Annotated in this window: 16 protein-coding genes; all 16 read left to right on the forward strand. The window is 43.7% G+C overall.

Annotation, left to right across the window (positions count from 1 at the left end):
• Nucleotides 1-3 precede the first annotated feature (3 nt).
• Nucleotides 4-1,209, forward strand: coding sequence for a flagellar hook-associated protein FlgL (gene flgL / locus AAEZ02_RS16155; RefSeq protein WP_124011938.1), 1,206 nt, complete (start codon nucleotides 4-6; stop codon nucleotides 1,207-1,209).
• A 153-nt stretch (nucleotides 1,210-1,362) separates the two neighbouring features.
• Entirely contained in the window at nucleotides 1,363-2,820 is a 1,458-nt protein-coding gene (locus AAEZ02_RS16160) for a flagellin N-terminal helical domain-containing protein (RefSeq protein WP_124011937.1), read from the forward strand.
• 202 nt (nucleotides 2,821-3,022) lie between these two features.
• Complete coding sequence (locus AAEZ02_RS16165) at nucleotides 3,023-4,474, forward strand: flagellin N-terminal helical domain-containing protein (protein ID WP_124011936.1); 1,452 nt, start codon at nucleotides 3,023-3,025, stop codon at nucleotides 4,472-4,474.
• Between the two features lie 233 nt (nucleotides 4,475-4,707).
• On the forward strand, nucleotides 4,708-5,205 hold the full coding sequence (locus tag AAEZ02_RS16170; protein WP_233768557.1) for a flagellar protein FlaG: 498 nt from the start codon (nucleotides 4,708-4,710) through the stop codon (nucleotides 5,203-5,205).
• Nucleotides 5,206-5,281: 76 nt separating this feature from the next.
• Complete coding sequence (fliD, locus tag AAEZ02_RS16175; RefSeq protein WP_124011935.1) at nucleotides 5,282-6,646, forward strand: flagellar filament capping protein FliD; 1,365 nt, start codon at nucleotides 5,282-5,284, stop codon at nucleotides 6,644-6,646.
• Nucleotides 6,647-6,715: 69 nt separating this feature from the next.
• The gene (locus AAEZ02_RS16180) at nucleotides 6,716-7,060 is read left to right on the forward strand and encodes a flagella biosynthesis chaperone for FliD, FliT (protein ID WP_124011934.1); all 345 of its coding nucleotides are present in this window, start codon (nucleotides 6,716-6,718) and stop codon (nucleotides 7,058-7,060) included.
• Nucleotides 7,061-7,066: 6 nt separating this feature from the next.
• Nucleotides 7,067-7,471, forward strand: a complete 405-nt coding sequence (fliS, locus tag AAEZ02_RS16185) for a flagellar export chaperone FliS (RefSeq protein WP_124011933.1) — start codon at nucleotides 7,067-7,069, stop codon at nucleotides 7,469-7,471.
• Nucleotides 7,472-7,903: 432 nt separating this feature from the next.
• Entirely contained in the window at nucleotides 7,904-9,334 is a 1,431-nt protein-coding gene (locus AAEZ02_RS16190; RefSeq protein ID WP_124011932.1) for a sigma-54 dependent transcriptional regulator, read from the forward strand.
• Nucleotides 9,335-9,671: 337 nt separating this feature from the next.
• Nucleotides 9,672-10,889, forward strand: coding sequence for a sensor histidine kinase (locus AAEZ02_RS16195; protein WP_232772060.1), 1,218 nt, complete (start codon nucleotides 9,672-9,674; stop codon nucleotides 10,887-10,889).
• The gene (locus AAEZ02_RS16200; RefSeq protein ID WP_351124003.1) at nucleotides 10,882-12,231 is read left to right on the forward strand and encodes a sigma-54-dependent transcriptional regulator; all 1,350 of its coding nucleotides are present in this window, start codon (nucleotides 10,882-10,884) and stop codon (nucleotides 12,229-12,231) included. Before AAEZ02_RS16195 ends, AAEZ02_RS16200 begins: the two co-directional genes overlap by 8 nt.
• 274 nt (nucleotides 12,232-12,505) lie before the next feature.
• Nucleotides 12,506-12,847, forward strand: a complete 342-nt coding sequence (fliE, locus tag AAEZ02_RS16205) for a flagellar hook-basal body complex protein FliE (RefSeq protein WP_101032337.1) — start codon at nucleotides 12,506-12,508, stop codon at nucleotides 12,845-12,847.
• A gap of 62 nt (nucleotides 12,848-12,909) precedes the next feature.
• Nucleotides 12,910-14,586, forward strand: coding sequence for a flagellar basal-body MS-ring/collar protein FliF (gene fliF, locus AAEZ02_RS16210; protein ID WP_351124012.1), 1,677 nt, complete (start codon nucleotides 12,910-12,912; stop codon nucleotides 14,584-14,586).
• A complete protein-coding gene (fliG, locus tag AAEZ02_RS16215) occupies nucleotides 14,579-15,634 on the forward strand; it encodes a flagellar motor switch protein FliG (protein WP_101032335.1) in 1,056 nt (351 codons plus the stop codon). Before fliF ends, fliG begins: the two co-directional genes overlap by 8 nt.
• 234 nt (nucleotides 15,635-15,868) lie before the next feature.
• Nucleotides 15,869-17,002, forward strand: coding sequence for a flagellar assembly protein FliH (gene fliH / locus AAEZ02_RS16220; protein WP_351124006.1), 1,134 nt, complete (start codon nucleotides 15,869-15,871; stop codon nucleotides 17,000-17,002).
• Nucleotides 16,974-18,314 carry a flagellar protein export ATPase FliI gene (gene fliI, locus AAEZ02_RS16225; RefSeq protein WP_101032333.1) on the forward strand — a complete coding sequence of 447 codons (1,341 nt, stop codon included), beginning with the start codon at nucleotides 16,974-16,976 and terminating at the stop codon, nucleotides 18,312-18,314. The genes fliH and fliI overlap by 29 nt, the downstream gene beginning before the upstream one ends.
• Nucleotides 18,315-18,319: 5 nt before the next feature.
• A complete protein-coding gene (fliJ, locus tag AAEZ02_RS16230) occupies nucleotides 18,320-18,766 on the forward strand; it encodes a flagellar export protein FliJ (RefSeq protein WP_101032332.1) in 447 nt (148 codons plus the stop codon).
• The last annotated feature ends 183 nt before the right edge of the window (nucleotides 18,767-18,949 follow it).

Below are 18,949 nucleotides of genomic sequence, written 5' to 3' on the forward strand. Positions count from 1 at the left end.
ATCATGAGAATTTCTACCGGACAAATGTTTCAACAAAACACCAATAGCATTTTAGAAAAACAATCTGCCACCAACACCATCATGGCGCAAATTTCCAGCGGCAAAAGGGTTAACACCGCCGGCGATGACCCTGTCGCTGCCATTGGTATTGATAACTTAAAGCAAAAAAATGCTTTGGTAGACCAGTTTGTAAAAAACATTGATTACGCCACCAGTCATATTCAACAAGCCGAAAGCCAGTTAGGCCAAGCCGATACCTTGGCTGGCAGCATGAAAGAGTTAGTGCTCCGCGGCGCCAACGGCAGCATGACGACTGCCGAGCGGCAAGTGATTGCCGATGACATGCGTCAAAGTCTTGAGCAATTAATGTCCATTGCCAACACCAAAGATGAATCAGGTAATTATATCTTTGCCGGTAATAAAACCAACAGTACGCCGTTTGCTTTGGATAATAACGATCAAGTGGTGTACAGCGGTGACTCAGGTACTCGTAAAAGCAATATTGCCGCAGGGGTGCAAGTTAATACCAATGTGTCAGGCGATGCGGCATTTATGAACGCCGCCAATGCCATGGGCGATTACGGCGTCAATTATTCGTCAACCCAGCAAGGTGATTTTGTCGTAACTAGCGCCAAGGTTACTGACTCGACAACCTATACTACTGGTTCTTATAGCTTTAGCTTCGCCGACGACGGTGCAGGCGGGCTTAATGTTTCAGTAACCGACAGCGCGGCCCCCCCGGTTACTACGGTAACGGCTTTTGATGCATCTGTGCCGGTCAGCGTTAACGGCATGGCAGTCAAAATAGACGGCGAGCCTAAAGCAAACGATAGTTTCAGCATTAAAGAACAGCCACAAGTCAGTATTTTCGAGACCTTCAGCAAGGCTATCGCATTATTTGAAAGCGGCGATGACGCCCAAACCCCTGCCGGTAAATCAGAGTTGGCACAACTATTGAATAACATTGATAGTGGCGTCAATCAAATGAGTCAGCAACGCAGCGTTACGGGCAACAGCCTTAAAGCGCTGCAACAGTATAGCGACAATCATACTGATGAAAAATTGATTAACACCTCGGCATTATCAAGACTAGAAGATTTAGATCTTGCCTCGGCCATTACCGAATTTGAAAAGCAACAATTAGCGCTCAATGCCGTATCGAGTGTGTTCAGTAAAATCAGCTCGACCAGTTTATTTGATTATATATAAACATAATGTAGATAGGTTCTTATGCTTGGTCAGTTTTGCTTGGCCTTAAGTCAGTATCTATCGATAAGTTCATACACCTTAAACAGTTTGCATGATTAACCGTTTAGCCAAGCTCCGAGTCTTGGCGTTCAACTAAGAAGAGGATTCAATATTATGGCTATTTCAGTTAATACCAACGTTACATCCATGAAAGCCCAGGGCAATTTAAATAAAGCGCAAACCGCTACTTCAACCTCCATGGAGCGTTTAGCGTCAGGTCTGCGCATCAACAGCGCTAAAGATGATGCTGCTGGTATGCAAATCGCCAATCGTATGACCAGTCAGATTAACGGTATTGGCGTCGCCATTCGTAATGCCAACGATGGTATTTCGATTGCACAAACTGCTGAAGGCGCCATGAATGAGTCGACCAATATATTGCAACGGATGCGTGACTTATCATTGCAATCTGCCAACGGTTCAAACTCATCTGATGACCGTGCAGCTATGCAAAAAGAAGTGAATTCATTACAAGCTGAGTTAACCCGTATTGCTGAAACTACCTCATTTGGTGGCCAGAATTTACTCGATGGTTCTTATGGTACTCAGTCATTTCAGGTCGGTTCTGATGCCAATCAAACCATTGATGTGTCACTGAAATCGGTATCTGCCACCAGTATTGGGGCGTATCAAAGTAACGCTGCAGGTAGTCTATTTGGTGGAGGGCTTGTTGCCGCCGCGGCTGGCACAAATGGTTCAACGGGTGAAACGTTAACCATTACTCAAGGTACTAGCACTACGAATATAGTGTCAGTAGATGAAGATACTGCCACTGAGTTGGTCTCCAAAATTAACCAAGCCGGAACGGGCGTAACCGCTTCTGCTGAAACGACAGTCCAAGCTAATTTAACTGCTGCATTTGATACTTCGTTAATCATGAATGTTGATGGTGGTAGCGGGAAAACAGCGTCTTTAAATTTAACCGGTATTAGCTCTAACGCTGACCTTGCAACCGCGATAAATGATACCTCTGGTGATACTGGCGTAACTGCAAATTTGGATAACGGTACCCTGACTATCACCAGTTCTACCGGTGCCGATATTAACTTCACATCGCTGGCATCAAATACAACAGGTGCATTGGAGTTAAAGAACGTTGCTGCAGACGGTACAGCATCAGCAGCTACTGACGTAACCACCGCCGGTGTTGTAGCAACCGCGGCAGGTGCCATTACATTAAGTTCAGCTGACAGCTTTACGCTAACAGGTACAGCGGGTCCAGCTGAAATAACCGGTGAAGCGGCAGGTGTATTTGCGGGTGTTAGCACAGTTAATATAGGTACTGCATCCGGCGCGCAAAGTGCCATTGACATCATTGATGGCGCCATTGCCGGGATTGACAGTTCTCGTGCTGGCTTAGGTGCAGTGCAAAACCGAATGGACTTTACCATTAACAATCTGAGTAGTATTCAAAATAACGTCACCGATGCGCGTAGTCGTATTCAAGATGTTGACTTTGCTTCAGAAAGTGCTGAACTCAGTAAGCAGCAAATTCTATCGCAAGCCTCATCGTCTATGTTGGCGCAGGCCAATCAATTGCCACAGGTCGCGTTATCTTTACTCGGTGGTTAATGAGTAAAATAGTATTTTCTATAGTTAAATAGGCCCCTTTGTTAAGGGGCCTATTTTCTTTTTGTTACTGTAAAATAAAAATGTTGTCAAAAAAACTAAAGTTCCTCCGTTTATTGCCGTTAGCATAAGTGTAACCAATATGATCCGCCTGGCTTAATACAGACAGGCAATGTCTACAGTCAGGAATACGAGGAATTAAATCATGGCTATTTCAGTAAATACTAACGTCACTTCAATGAAAGCCCAGGGCAATTTAAATCAAGCGCAAAGTGCTACTTCTACATCGATGGAACGCCTTGCTTCAGGTCTACGCATCAACAGCGCCAAAGATGATGCTGCCGGTATGCAAATTGCCAATCGTATGACCAGCCAAATTAATGGTATTGGTGTGGCCATGCGTAACGCTAACGATGGTATTTCGATTGCACAAACCGCCGAAGGTGCCATGGGTGAGTCAACCAACATTTTACAGCGGATGCGTGACTTGTCTTTGCAGTCTGCCAACGGTTCAAACTCATCTGATGACCGTGCAGCTATGCAAAAAGAAGTGAATTCATTACAAGCTGAGTTAACCCGTATTGCTGAAACTACCTCATTTGGTGGCCAAAACTTACTCGATGGCTCTTATGGTACGCAAGCATTTCAAGTCGGTTCTGAAGCCAACCAAACCATTAATGTGTCACTAAAATCGGTATCTGCCACCAGTATTGGGGCATATCAAAGTGATGCAAAAGGTAGTCTATTTGGTGGAGGGCTTGTTGCCGCCGCGGCTGGCACCAATGGTTCAACGGGTGAAGAGTTAACTATTACTCAAGGTACTAGCGCTACGAAAATAACGTCAGTAGATGAAGATACTGCCACTGAGCTGGTTGCCAAAATCAACCAAGCCGGAACGGGCGTAACCGCTTCTGCTCAAACCAATGTTCAGGCTAATTTAACTGCTTCATTTGATACTTCGTTAATCATGAATGTTGATGGTGGTGCAGGGAAAACAGCTTCTTTAGATTTAACCGGTATTAGCTCTAATGAAGCACTTGCAACCGCGATAAATGATACCTCTGGTGATACTGGCGTAACTGCAAATTTGGATAACGGTACCCTGACTATCACCAGTTCTACCGGTGCCGATATTAACTTTACATCGCTGGCATCAAATACATCAGGTGCATTGGAGTTAAAGAACGTTGCTGCAGACGGTACAGCATCAGCAGCTACTGACGTAACCACCGCCGGTGTTGTAGCAACCGCGGCAGGTGCCATTACATTAAGTTCAGCTGACAGCTTTACGCTAACAGGTACAGCTGGTCCAGCTGAAATAACCGGTGAAGCGGCAGGTGTATTTGCGGGTGTTAGCACGGTTGATATTGGTACTGCATCCGGCGCGCAAAGTGCCATTGACATTATTGATGGCGCCATTGCTGGGATTGATAGTCAGCGCGCCGAGTTAGGTGCTGTGCAAAACCGCATGGACTTTACTCTTAATAACTTAAGTAGTATTCAAAATAACGTGTCTGACGCACGTAGCCGTATTCAAGATGTCGACTTTGCCTCAGAAAGTGCTGAACTCAGTAAGCAGCAAATTCTATCGCAAGCCTCATCTTCAATGCTTGCGCAGGCGAATCAGTTACCACAAGTGGCATTGTCGCTACTTTAATCACTCAGTGAGTGAATAGCAGCTTGATAGTAATTGACTGAGTGGATCAGTAACATAGCGTCAAATGGAAAAGGAAGATTCACACTGTTGGATCTTCCTTTTTGTTACTTACGCATATAAATTACATATGCACATAAATTAATAGAGCTATATAGGGTGGTAACTCTTGTGAAGGGGTAATGTTGCTTTGTTGACCAAGTAGTCCCAACGTGAAACACGTTAGAGGGAGTACAATGATGAGAGAGGATGTTATGGATAATAATTTACTGGGTATTACACATTCACCTGTAAGCCCCTCTGCAACAAATAGGCCTGTAGTTGCACTCAATAGACATGAAACCGGATTAGATGCTACATCTGATACCTCTGATACAAGTGTTGCTGCGCCGTTAACGGTTGAAAAAAACACTTATGTTGCAGAAGCCGACAAAGTGGCGCTGGCCAAGGCGGAAACTGAAACGGTAATTGAAACTGAACAATCCGTTGCGGATAAAGACCAACAATCCGAGGCTGAAGTATTGGCTGAAGTGGTTGAGCAGTTGTCTGAGGTGGTGACATTAATGAATAAAGGCCTCGCATTTTCGGTTGACGAAGATTCCGGCTCCGCGATTGTTAAAGTGATGGATATTGACACCGGTGACATTATACGCCAAATTCCCAGCGAAGAAGCTTTGGAGTTGGCGCAAAAATTGCAAGATGTAAAGGGCTTGTTGCTGAAAACTCAAGCCTAAATGATAGCTAATTCGCTTATTCGCTAATTAACTTGAAAATTTGACTACGCTTTTTATGAGATAAATTGAGGTAAATATGGGGTTAACATCGGTTGGACTGGGATCGGGTCTTGACATTAACGGTATTGTATCCGCTTTAGTTACCTCAGAGCAGGCTCCTAAGGTGGCACGATTTGACTCCACAGAGGGTGCCATTACTGCTGAAATATCAGCCTTGGGCTCATTAAAAAGCGTGTTGTCGGAATTTCAAGATAGCTTAAGTTTTCTGTCCAAAACAGATTCATTCGACAGTCAGAGCGTGAAACTTTCACAAAGTACTTATTTAAGTGCCTCTGTGAGTAATGATGCTGTGTCAGGCAGCTATAATGTTGCCGTTGAGCAACTAGCCCAAAGTCAAAAAGTTGGCTCTTTAGCCGTAACTGATGTAACTGCGCCTTTAGATGAAGGCTCGTTAAACTTTGCCGTTGATGGTGAAAGCTTTGATATTGCGGTGACCACAGACGATACCCTGCAATCGCTGGTGACTAAAATAAATGCTGCTGACGACAATGTTGGCGTGACCGCCACCATAGTGAACAGTGATGCCGGCGCCCAGTTAGTCCTCACCTCTAACAAAACCGGCACCGCTAATAATATGAGTGTCACCGCAACCGATACTGGCGCGGGCACAGTGCTTGCCGATACTTTTGTCATGACCGAACTACAACCCGCTAAAGATTCGATTATCTATATCGATGGCTTAAAACTCACCTCCAGTAGTAATACCGTTGATAATGCGATTGATGGGGTGACCCTTAATCTAAAAGATGCCGATATTGCTAAGTTAACCACATTGACGGTTGCCCAAAGCACCAGTTCAGTCAAAACAGGTATAAAAGCATTTGTTGAGTCATATAATGCCATGTCAAAAACTATTGCTGATTTGACCAGTTATAATGCCGCTACCGAGCAAGCGGCAGCTTTACAAGGAGACTCCTTGCCTCGCGGGATCCAAAGCCAGTTAAGAGGGGTGATTTCATCGGCATTTTCTACCTCTAATGGTAATTTGTCTCTGGCCTCCATCGGCATTACCACGACGCGCAGCGGCACTTTAGAAATTAATGATGATATTTTAACCGAAGCGTTGAAAAATAATGTTGCTGGCATTAAAGAAATGTTTACCACTGAAGATACCGGGGTGGCGGCAAAGTTAGACGGTTACCTTGATTCGTATGTTGGCACTGGATCTATTATTGATAGCCGTGATACCTCCCTTGATAATCGCTTAGATCGCTTGAGCGATCAGCGAGAAGCATTTGCCCGAAAAATGTCAGCATTTGAAGACCGCTTATTTAAACAGTATAACTATATGGATTTGATTGTCGGTCAATTGAGCACCCAAAGTGACAATTTACAATCGCGATTGGATTCTCTCCCTGGGCTTGTGAGACAAAATGATTAATCCAATGTTTAATCGAATGCTACCGGTTTAATCAATCTGTTTAAAAGAGAACAGCGAGTTGACAATTATATGACGACCACAGAACAACAAGTGTTAATTGATAATTTGGATGCCATTAGCGAACAATGCAAGACGGTATTGAACAGGTTAAAAAGCAAAAATGACCTAGAAGAGTTTGATGAGTTGGTATTAAATTTGCAAGAATTGGTTGTTAAGCGTCAAAATTTATTGAATGTTTTGATTGCCGACTATTCGTTTACGCAAAGAGATTATTTGGAACACCAATTAGAGCTGACATTGAGTCTTGAGGTGAAAGCAAAGTTAGTCATGAATAGTTTGCATTCTGAGATACATCTAGGAAAGAAAAACCAACGTCAACTTGATGTTTATAAAAGTATAGATTCAGATAGGTAGGTATTTATGAGAAGCTCGCTACGGTCATATCGAAAAGTTTCGCTAGAAAGCGAAATTGCGGTGGCTTCACCGCATCGCATTATACAAATGATGTTTGAAGGCGCATTGCAGCGTATTGCACAAGCTAAATATGCCATTCAGCAGAAAAGTCATGCGCAAAAAGGAGAAAATATCGGTAAAGCAATTAGTATTATTGCTGGACTGAGTGGTAGCTTAGATATGGATGCTGGCACCGAAATATCTGCTAATCTAGACTCACTTTATGAATATATGTTGAGACGATTATCTGAGGCTAATGTGGCTAATGATGTGGATATGCTCGAAGAGGTTTCTGCTTTACTCAGAACAATTAAAGAAGGCTGGGATGCCATTCCGCAAGACATGCATGAGTTAACCTCTGAAGCCAGTTAAAAATGGCTATAATGCTGCATCAAACTAAAAAAGACGCTTAGCGTCTTTTTTGTTGTGTGGGAAAAATGAACGCGTTAACGTTTAGTGGGTTTATGTTTATCATATTGGTTATTTTAACGTGGTCTAAAATTAATTTTGGCTAAAAAATCATCACTCTTAGCTGAAAATGCTATCTGTTGTAGATAAAATGTCACTGATGCTTGCTTATGCTGAGCTGATAATACAATATTTATGACCGAGTTCGTTTTTCTTAACTGTATTTAACAGATTAACGATCCTGTTTTAGGAAAAATGCTAGAATAGCCCCAGTGTTGTAATTTTTGCCAGTATTGTTGTCAGTATTTATGGCAACAATGTACTTTGGTTTTTGTTGCTGTGTGCGGCATAATCATCCCGAATAAATACCTATAACAAGAGCTTTTGGCCTTCTGAATGATGCAAATAGAACAAAGTATTTTAATTGTCGGTACCCCATCAGAGCGCGTGACTCGTTTGTGCTGCATTTTCGAATTTTTAGGCGAGCAGTGTGAAATTGTCTCTAATGAATCTTTTACAACCTTAATCGAGCAATCTCGCTATCGCGCCGTTGTTATTTTGACGGATGACATTGTCTCAGACAGGATCAAAAATATTGCCGCCATTGTGCCTTGGCAACCTATGTTGTTACTGGGTGATACCGATGCAAGTTTATCAAATCTGCTCGGGACTATCGAAGAACCGATAAATTATCCACAATTGACTGAGCTGCTGCATTTCTGTCAAGTGTTTGGCCAAGCAAAAAGACAACACACCTTAACCAGTGGTAATCAAACCAAGTTATTTCGCAGCTTAGTGGGCCGCAGTGAAGGCATTGCTAAAGTTCGCCATTTGATTAACCAGGTGTCAAGTTCTGATGCGACCGTCATCGTGCTGGGTCAATCGGGTACAGGTAAAGAAGTGGTGGCGCGTAATATCCATTATTTATCTGAACGACGTGATGGGCCATTTATTCCGGTTAATTGTGGTGCTATCCCTGCTGAGTTACTTGAAAGCGAATTATTCGGCCATGAAAAGGGCTCTTTTACAGGTGCTATATCAGCCCGTAAAGGCCGTTTTGAATTAGCTGAAGGTGGCACGCTATTTCTAGATGAAGTAGGTGATATGCCACTGCAAATGCAAGTGAAATTATTACGGGTATTACAAGAGCGCGTTTTTGAACGTGTGGGTGGTAGCAAAACGATTGCCGCTGATGTTCGCATTATTGCGGCGACGCATCGCGATCTTGAAACCATGATTATAGACAACTCATTTCGTGAAGATTTATATTATCGACTCAATGTGTTCCCAATTGAGATGCCTGCACTAAGCGAGCGACGTGATGATGTGCCCTTATTACTTCATGAGTTAGTCAGTCGAGTATTTAATGAGGGGCGTGGTAAGGTTCGTTTCACCCAACGAGCCATTGAATCGCTAAAAGAACATAATTGGTCTGGTAATGTGCGTGAATTATCGAACTTGATTGAGCGGTTAACGATTTTGTTTCCTGGCGGATTGGTCGATGTTAACGATTTACCGCATAAGTATCGTTATATTGATGTACCAGAATACTGTGTAGAAGTCAGTGAAGAGCAGTTAGAGCGGGATGCGTTAGCGTCGATATTCAGTGATGAAGAGCCTGTAGAAATACCTGAAACGCGGTTTCCGAGTGAATTGCCGCCTGAAGGGGTTAATTTAAAAGACTTACTGGCGGAATTAGAAATTGACATGATCCGTCAAGCACTTGAGCAGCAAGACAGTGTTGTAGCAAGAGCGGCTGAAATGTTGGGTATTCGTCGTACCACATTAGTTGAAAAAATGCGTAAATATGGTTTAGGTAAAGACTAACTAAACGCTATTTCTAGAAACGCTATTATTAAACGCTATTACTAGAAACGATAGCTGAGAACCATAGCTGAAAACCATAACTAAAAACCATAGCTAAAAACCATAGCTAAAAACGATAGCTAAAAACAATTACCAGCACTATACCATTGACCTAAATCATAAAAACATACTATTGAGTGTGTTTTTTTTGTTTTTAATGTTTGATTTCACTGTTAGGTTAATGTCAGTTCAGATCTTTTCAGTATAGACACACTATTTGTCAGTAATCAGCAAACAAATTGTTTGGCACAGTAAATGCATTAAGCTAGTTAAATGTTATTCTTTTGACGGAGCGACCATGTATTCAGCACGAGCGTTAACACATACAGATAATCCCGATTTTGGATTGTCTGCGTCAGCTTCGTCTAGCATCACAACTGATGCAGAGATTCAATCGTCTGCTATTGGCGCTTATTCAGTGCTACAACGAAAAGCTAATGTGCTTCGTAAAGGCGTTGCCCATTCTAGCGCGGCTGTTGCTACTCCTGTTATCAGCCCTTATTCTAGTAAGGCCGCTAATATGTCTAATCAAATGGCGCATATTCTTCAAGCCATGCCATCTGGCGTGGTGATCATTGATGGCGACGGCGTGGTAACGCTTGCTAATCCTGTTGCAACCGAACTTCTTGGGCGACCGCTCCAAGGTGCACGTTGGTTTGATATTATCCATCGCGCGTTTGCCCCACAAGATGATGATGGACATGAAGTCTCCCTTAAAAATGGTCGCCGGGTAAAATTAGCCATTACCCCATTAGCGCCAGAGCCGGGGCAGTTGATTGTATTAACCGATCTAACCGAAACCCGCTTATTGCAGAAAAACTTATCTCATTTACAACGTTTATCGGCGTTAGGCAAAATGGTGGCGACATTAGCACATCAGGTGCGCACCCCATTATCTGCGGCTTTGCTGTATGCCTCTAATCTTGGCAGTTCCAAATTATCGGACTCAGCACGAAGTAAGTTTCAATCTAAATTGGTTGACCGATTGAATGAGCTAGAGCGTCAAGTAAATGACATGTTACTCATGGCAAAGGGACGTCAAGAGGGAATGGCTGAATCGGTTACAATGGATGAGATTATTGGACAGGTTATGGCCAATTGCGAGCCTATTGCAGATAAAAAACACTGTCAGCTTGTGGCTGAAGACACCTCAAATTCATTGATGCTTGCCAATGCTAACGCACTCAGTTCAGCAGTGAACAATTTGGTGATGAATAGCATTGAAGCGGGCGCAACAAAAATAAAAGTCAGCGCGAGTGAAACCCCTGAAGGACTATTACTCGATGTTATCGATAATGGCAAAGGGCTCGAACCGTCAATGCAACAACAAATACTTGAACCTTTTTTTACCACTAAAAGTCAAGGTACAGGATTGGGCTTAGCGGTTGTTCAGTCGGTAGTGCATAACCATGGCGGACAAATACAGTTGTCGTGTAAACCTGGAATGGGTTGTCATATTCGATTGAGCTTTCCGCACATTAGCAAAGCAAGTGATCAGGAGGTGATGCGTGGCTGAAGCCAATATTTTATTAGTTGAAGATGATGCTGATTTACGTGAGGCATTACTCGATACGCTAATGCTCGCCCATTACGACTGTGTTGATGTTGGCAGTGCTGAAGAGGCTATTTTGGCCTTAAAAGTAACCCATTTTGATATGGTGATTAGCGATGTGCAAATGGACGGTATTGGTGGCATGGGGTTGCTGAGTTATTTACAGCAGCACCAACCTAAACTGCCGGTCTTATTAATGACCGCTTATGCCACCATTAACAGTGCGGTTAGTGCAATGAAATTAGGCGCAGTGGATTACCTTGCTAAACCATTTGCGCCTGAAGTGTTGTTGAATCAGGTGTCCCGCTATTTACCCTTAAAGCAAAACCACGATAAGCCTGTGGTTGCCGATGAGAAAAGTTTAGCCTTGTTGTCGCTGGCTCAGCGTGTGGCAGTATCTGATGCATCGGTAATGATCATGGGGCCGAGTGGCTCAGGTAAAGAGGTGCTGGCGCGCTATATTCACCAACATAGCCAACGCCATGACCAGCCGTTTATTGCGATTAATTGCGCTGCAATACCCGAGAATATGTTAGAAGCGACCTTGTTTGGTTATGAAAAAGGCGCGTTCACTGGGGCTTATCAGGCATGCCCTGGTAAGTTTGAACAAGCCCAAGGTGGCACCATATTACTTGATGAAATATCTGAGATGGAGCTGGGGTTACAAGCTAAGTTATTGCGGGTGTTACAAGAACGTGAGGTTGAGCGTTTAGGTGGCCGTAAAACCATTAAACTGAATGTTCGCGTACTGGCAACCTCAAACCGCGATCTTAAAGCGCTGGCCACCTCGGGTGAGTTTAGAGAAGATTTATATTACCGAATTAATGTATTCCCGTTAACGTGGCCTGCGCTGCATCAACGCCCTGCCGATATTTTACCGCTTGCGCGGCATTTGATTATTAAACATGCTAAAGCATTTAATATGACCTCAGTACCACAGCTTGATGACGGTGCGACTCGGCGTTTATTAACCCATCGCTGGCCGGGTAATGTGCGAGAGTTAGACAATGTTATTCAACGGGCACTGATATTGCGGGTTAATGATGATATTGGCGTTAATGATATTATTTTAGACTCTGGCGATGTGGCGTTAGTGGCACCAGAATATGTTGACACTGATAAGTCTGCCGAATTAGAAGGCTTAGGTGGCGAATTAAAAGCCCAAGAGCATGTGATTATTTTAGAAACCCTAAATCAATGTCAGGGTAGTCGGAAAATGGTCGCTGAAAAACTCGGGATCAGTGCTCGTACGTTACGTTATAAAATGGCAAAAATGCGCGATATGGGGATCCAATTACCCGCTTAGTGCCAATGCTTGTGCTAATTGATTATTTGTTCAAGCTTATTTAATTGATTGATTTTAAAGTTTTATTTTATAATTAAGACAAAAAGTGACCTATTTTATATGGTAAATAGGTTACTTTCGCCTGCCTATTGTTGCCTTTTGCCTGCCTATTTTCTAATTGTTTTATAATTGTTTTCTACCTATCGCCTACTAATTGTAATATTGGCATCTAAATTGCTATAAATCATTATCAGTTATTGTTGTCGTCAAAAAGCCGACGAAAGGGAGTTACATCGTGCAGATTAGCGCAAATCCATTAATGCAAGAAATGCAGTCACTTCGTGGCGAAATAGCCCCTTCTATTGGTTCATCAATTCGTCCTAATTTAACCCAGCAAGTCAATAACACTACCGGTGCTGATTTCAGCCAGTTGTTGTCTCAGGCGGTGGGTAGCGTCAATGAACTACAACAAGCATCGTCAAGTTTAGCCTCGCGTTTAGATATGGGTGACACCACGGTTAGCTTGTCTGATACGGTTATTGCGCGTGAAAAAGCTGGCGTTGCCTTTGAAGCAACGGTGCAGGTACGTAATAAACTTGTCGATGCTTATAAAGAAATCATGAATATGCCTGTTTAGTCGCAGATCAAATAAAATAACAACATCAGATATAGCAGGTAAGTATTGTGAGCACAGACTTAATGGTAGGTTCAAATTCAACCGCTGATACCGGCGTACGGCAAGAGAACCCGTCTGGGCTTCTTGGCGGCATTGGTGGCGCCGATATGATGCGCCAAGTGATCATGATCTTGGCATTAGCGATATGTCTTGCTATGGCTGTTTTTGTGATGATGTGGGCCCAAGAGCCTGAGTATCGTCCACTGGGTAAAATGGAAACAACTGAGATGATCCAAGTCTTGGATGTACTTGATAAAAATCAAATCGATTATCAAATAAATGTCGATGTGGTGAAAGTGCCTGAAGACAAATATCAAGATGTTAAGTTATTACTCAGCCGAGCAGGTGTTCAAAGTAACACCCAGGCTAATGATTACTTAAGCCAAGATAGCGGATTTGGTGTCAGCCAACGCATGGAGCAAGCTCGCTTAAAACTCAGCCAAGAATTAAACTTGGCTCGGGCTATCGAAGAATTAAAAAGTATTAGTCGTGCCAAAGTTATTCTAGCGTTACCAAAACAAAACGTTTTTGCTCGTAATGCCTCTAAGCCAAGTGCAACCGTGGTGGTGAGCGTTCGTCGTGGTGGATTAGGCCAAGAAGAGATCGATGCGATTGTTGATATTGTTGGCTCTGCGGTGCAAGGACTGGTGCCTTCTCGCGTGACGGTGACGGACTCAAATGGTCGTTTACTTAATTCTGGTAGTCAAGATGGTACCTCTGCTCGAGCCCGTCGTGAACAAGATCTCGTGCAACAACAAGAAGCAGAATACCGTAAAAAAATTGAATCAATATTGATGCCTATTTTAGGACCTGAGAACTTTACTTCTCAAGTCGATGTCAACATGAACTTTACCGCAGTAGAGCAAACTGCAAAGCGCTATTCTCCTGACTTACCCGCTGTTCGCAGCGAAATGACCATTGAGCGAAACTCATCGGGTCAAAGCTCTGGCGGTATTCCTGGTGCGTTAAGCAATCAACCGCCGACGGAGTCCGATATTCCGCAAGTGGCGGGTGAGGCGACAAGCTCAACTGTGTCAGGTAATTTTTCAAAAGAAGCCACGCGTAATTATGAGTTAGACACCACGATTAGTCACACTCGTCAGCAAATTGGTGTGGTTCGCCGCGTCAGTGTGTCAGTTGCGATTAACTTTAAACCTGGGCAAACGGATGAAAATGGTCAGGTCACTCGCGTGCCGAGAACAGAACAAGAATTAACCAATATTCGCCGTCTTTTAGAAGGCGCGGTAGGCTTTAGCACCCAACGCGGTGATGTGCTTGAAGTGGTAACGGTTCCCTTTATGGATCAGTTAATTGAAGCGTTACCAGAACCGGATATGTGGGAGCAGCCTTGGTTTTGGCGTGCGATTAGACTGGCTTTAGGTGCGATTGTTATTTTAGTGCTCATTCTGGCCGTGGTTCGACCTATGCTGAAGAAGCTAACCAATCCTAATGGGATTAAGATGCCCGATGATGTTCATCCTGGACATGAATTAGCTGAAATTGAAGATCAGTATGCAGCCGATACCTTAGGTATGCTTAATACTAAAGAGGCGGAATACAGTTATGCCGATGATGGGTCAATTCATATACCTAATCTGCATAAAGATGATGATATGATTAAAGCAATTAGAGCAATCGTGGCCAATGAGCCAGAGCTTTCCACGCAAGTAATTAAGAACTGGTTACAAGACAATGGCTAATGAAAAAAAAGAAAGCGTAGAAAAAGCAGAAAAAGCTACGGGATTTGACCTGGATTCGGTTACTGGTGTTGAGAAAACTGCCATTTTACTGCTCAGTTTGAATGAAGCGGATGCGGCGTCAATTTTAAAACACTTAGAACCTAAGCAGGTGCAAAAAGTGGGTATGGCGATGGCGGCGATGGATGAGTTTGGTCAAGATAAAGTCATTGGGGTTCACAAGTTATTCTTAGATGATATCCAAAAATTCTCGTCAATTGGCTTTAACAGCGAAGAATTCGTCCGTAAAGCGTTAACCGCGGCGTTAGGTGAAGATAAAGCGGGCAACTTGATTGAACAAATTATCATGGGCAGCGGGGCTAAAGGGCTTGATTCGTTAAAATGGATGGATGCCCGCCAAGTGGCGACGATTATCCAAAACGAACATCCGCAAATTCAAACCATTGTGTTGTCATATTTAGACCCAGATCAAGCCGCTGAGATTTTTAGCCAGTTTCCAGAAAATACCCGTTTAGATTTGATGATGCGTATTGCTAACCTTGAAGAGGTTCAGCCAGCGGCTTTGCAAGAGTTGAATGACATTATGGAAAAACAATTCGCGGGTCAAGGTGGAACGCAAGCAGCCAAAATGGGCGGCCTAAAAGCGGCTGCCAATATTATGAACTATCTCGATACGGGTGTTGAGAGCCAGATAATGGAAACCATGCGTGAGTCTGACGAAGAAATGGCGCAACAAATACAAGACATGATGTTTGTATTTGAGAACTTAATTGACGTTGATGACCGTGGCGTTCAGGCCTTGTTACGTGAAGTGCAGCAAGATATTCTGATGAAAGCACTTAAAGGTGCTGATGAAGGTTTGAAAGAGAAAATTCTGGGTAATATGTCTAAACGTGCAGCAGAATTACTTCGTGACGACTTAGAAGCCATGGGGCCAATTCGTATTAGTGAAGTAGAAGTGGCACAAAAAGAGATTCTGGCTATTGCTCGGCGCCTCAGTGACAGCGGTGAAATCATGTTAGGCGGAACTGGTGGCGACGAGTTCTTATAACTCAGTATCTATATCCAAGCCATTACCGAGAGCGCTGCTTCGCTGCTAGGACGCTTCGCTGCTAGGACGCTTCGCTGCTAGGACGCTTCGCTGCTAGGACGCTTTGCTGCTAGGACGCTTCGCTACTAAGATTTTATAGAATCTAGCAGCGAAGCGCCCTCGAAGGACGCGGTCCGCCCTAGGTCCTTGAACCTTGCTTTTGAACAATGTTTTCAACAACATAAGTGATGAATTATGCCAGAATCAAAATCGCCTAAAAATACGCTCAATACGGATGATGAGCAAGCATTTAGGCATTGGCAATTACCTGATATGACTAAAGATAGTAGTTTAGAACCGTCAAACATGTTTGGTAAGTTTTCTGAGGCGCACACGCCTACTCCAGTTGCTGGTGCCGAGAAGTCCATGGCACCACCGACCATGGCGCAAATTGAAGACATTCGCGCAGCCGCGGAGCAAGAAGGGCTTGAGCAAGGCAAACAAGAAGGCCATCAACAAGGATTAGAGCAAGGGCGCTTAGAGGGACTGGAGCAAGGTCACCAACAAGGGTTCGCTCAAGGCGAGCAGCAAGGATTGGAGGCCGGGCAAACGAAAGTTAATGAACTTGTTGAGCAACTTAATCAAATTATTAACCAATTTGAGCGGCCACTCTCTATATTAGATAACGAAATTGAAGCTGAACTGTTGGCAATGACAATAAGCTTAGCCAAGTCGGTGATTGGCCATGAACTTAAGACGCATCCAGAACATATATTATTGGCATTACGTCAAGGTGTTGATGCGCTGCCACTGAAAGAACAACGGGTTAAATTGCGCTTGAATCAAGCCGATGCTGAAATCGTTAACCAATGTTACAGTGCGGAACAACTGGACAAAAATCAGTGGCAAATTGATATCGATCCGTCATTATCAAATGGTGACTGTATCATTGAAAGTGTGCGTTCATCTGTCGATTTACGTGTTGAGCAACGTATTAACCAAGTGTTTAGTGAATTAGACGCCCAGTCGAATCAGTTAGCTAAGAATGTGCAACAACAAAAAGCAACTCATCCACAATATCAAACCACTTCAGTCGATAATTTGAGTGAACATCAACAACCCCCTGAGCTTACCGACACCATCGACAGTACAAACCGTGCTGATAATGACCAGAATAGCCAAAGTCATACTGTTGATACGGATGCTGAACCGGTGACTCAACACATTGATGCGCCGGATCCCATTGTGGATCCACAGACAAGTGCAACGCTCGACACAAGTGTACAAGCTGATACTGTCCCAGCAGATAAAGCGGATGATACTCAGCAACAGACAAAAGACCTATCCCAAGGAAATACCGATGAGCACTCGTCAACATCGACTACTTAACAAATTTGCTGTGCATCATAAACACGTATTACCGCTGCGACCAGTGGCAAGCGGGCAGTTAGTTAGGGTTGTTGGTTTAACGCTCGAGGCGACCGGATGTCGTGCACCTATTGGTAGTTTATGCTCTATCGAAACCATGGTGGGTGATTTGGTGGCAGAGGTTATCGGGTTTGATGACACATTACTGTACTTAATGCCTATTGAAGAACTCAGAGGGGTGTTGCCCGGCGCGCGCGTTAAGCCGTTAGGTGAACAATCTGGATTAAATGTTGGCTTATCATTATTAGGCAGAGTGTTAGACGGTAGTGGCTTGCCATTAGACGGTTTAGGACCGCTTAATACTGATCAATATGCTTCACGTCATGGCCCTTATATTAACCCATTATCTCGACGAGCGATTACCGAACCTTTAGATGTCGGCGTTCGTGCAATCAATTCGATGTTAACGGTCGGTAAAGGCCAGCGTATGGGCTTGTTTGCCGGTTCTGGTGTGGGTAAAAGTGTGCTGCTTGGCATGATGACGCGAGGTTCTAAAGCCGACATTATTGTGGTGGGTTTAGTGGGCGAACGTGGTCGTGAAGTTAAAGAATTTATTGAAGAAATTTTGGGTAAAGAAGGTCGTGCGCGCGCAGTTGTTGTGGCCGCACCGGCAGATACGTCTCCCTTAATGCGCTTACGGGCTTGTGAAACATCCACTCGTATTGCTGAGTATTTCAGAGATTTAGGTTACGATGTTTTGTTGCTAATGGACAGTTTGACGCGTTATGCACAAGCACAACGCGAAGTGGCTCTTGCGGTAGGAGAGCCGCCAGCAACCAAAGGATATCCCCCTTCCGTATTCGCTAAGTTACCGCGTTTGGTTGAACGGGCGGGTAATGGCGGTGCTGGGCAAGGTTCTATTACGGCTTTTTACACTGTTTTAACTGAAGGTGATGATCAACAAGATCCCATTGCTGATGCTTCTCGCGCTATTTTAGATGGCCACATTGTGTTATCTCGTCAACTTGCCGATTCGGGTCATTATCCTGCCATCGATGTGGAAGCATCGATTAGCCGCGTAGCACCCATGGTGATCAGTGATGAACACCTAGAAGCCATGCGCAGAGTTAAACAGATGTATTCTCTGTATCAACAGAATCGAGACCTTATTTCAATTGGTGCCTACTCTCAGGGCAGCGATCCTAGGATTGATAATGCGATCCGCTTACAACCTGCAATGAATGCCTTTTTGCGTCAGGGATTTAAAGAACCAGTGACGTTTGAAGAGAGTCGAGTCATGTTGACTCAAATAGCCGCGCAGTGTCAGGGATAACGTAAATGACTCGAACTGATCCACTATTGACGGTATTGAAGTTAGCCACTTCTGCCGAAGATCAAGCTGCTTTACAGCTTAAGTCGGCTCAATTTGAGAAGCAAAAACGCCAAGGTCAGCTGGATGCATTAAACAACTATCGCTTAGATTATATGAAACAGATGGAAGGACACACAGGAACCACGTTACGCGCAAACCAATACCATCAATTCCATCAATTTATTCGTCAAGTAGATAATGCAATAACACAGCAGGTTGGCGCGGTTCAAGATGCCGAAAAACAAGTTGGCTATCGTCAAGTTCATTGGCAAGAAACACAACAAAAACGTAAAGCGGTCGACATGTTATTAAAGCAAAAAGCCAAGAAGGCTATGGCAATAGAAGCTAAACTTGAACAAAAAAACTCAGATGAATTTGCGATGCAACAGTATTTTCGCCGAAAACTTAAATAACCCTTTGTCTTGCTAATGACCTTGCTAACAATCTTGTTAATGACCATTTATCGACTTGCTAATGACCTTGCTAATGACCTTGCTAATGACCTTGCTAATGATCTTGCTAACAATCTTGTTAATGACCATTTATCGACTTGCTAATGACCTTGCTAATGACCTTGCTAATGACCTTGCTAATGA

The sequence above is a fragment of the Shewanella sp. T24-MNA-CIBAN-0130 genome (assembly GCF_040310185.1).
Lineage (GTDB): Bacteria > Pseudomonadota > Gammaproteobacteria > Enterobacterales > Shewanellaceae > Shewanella > Shewanella psychromarinicola.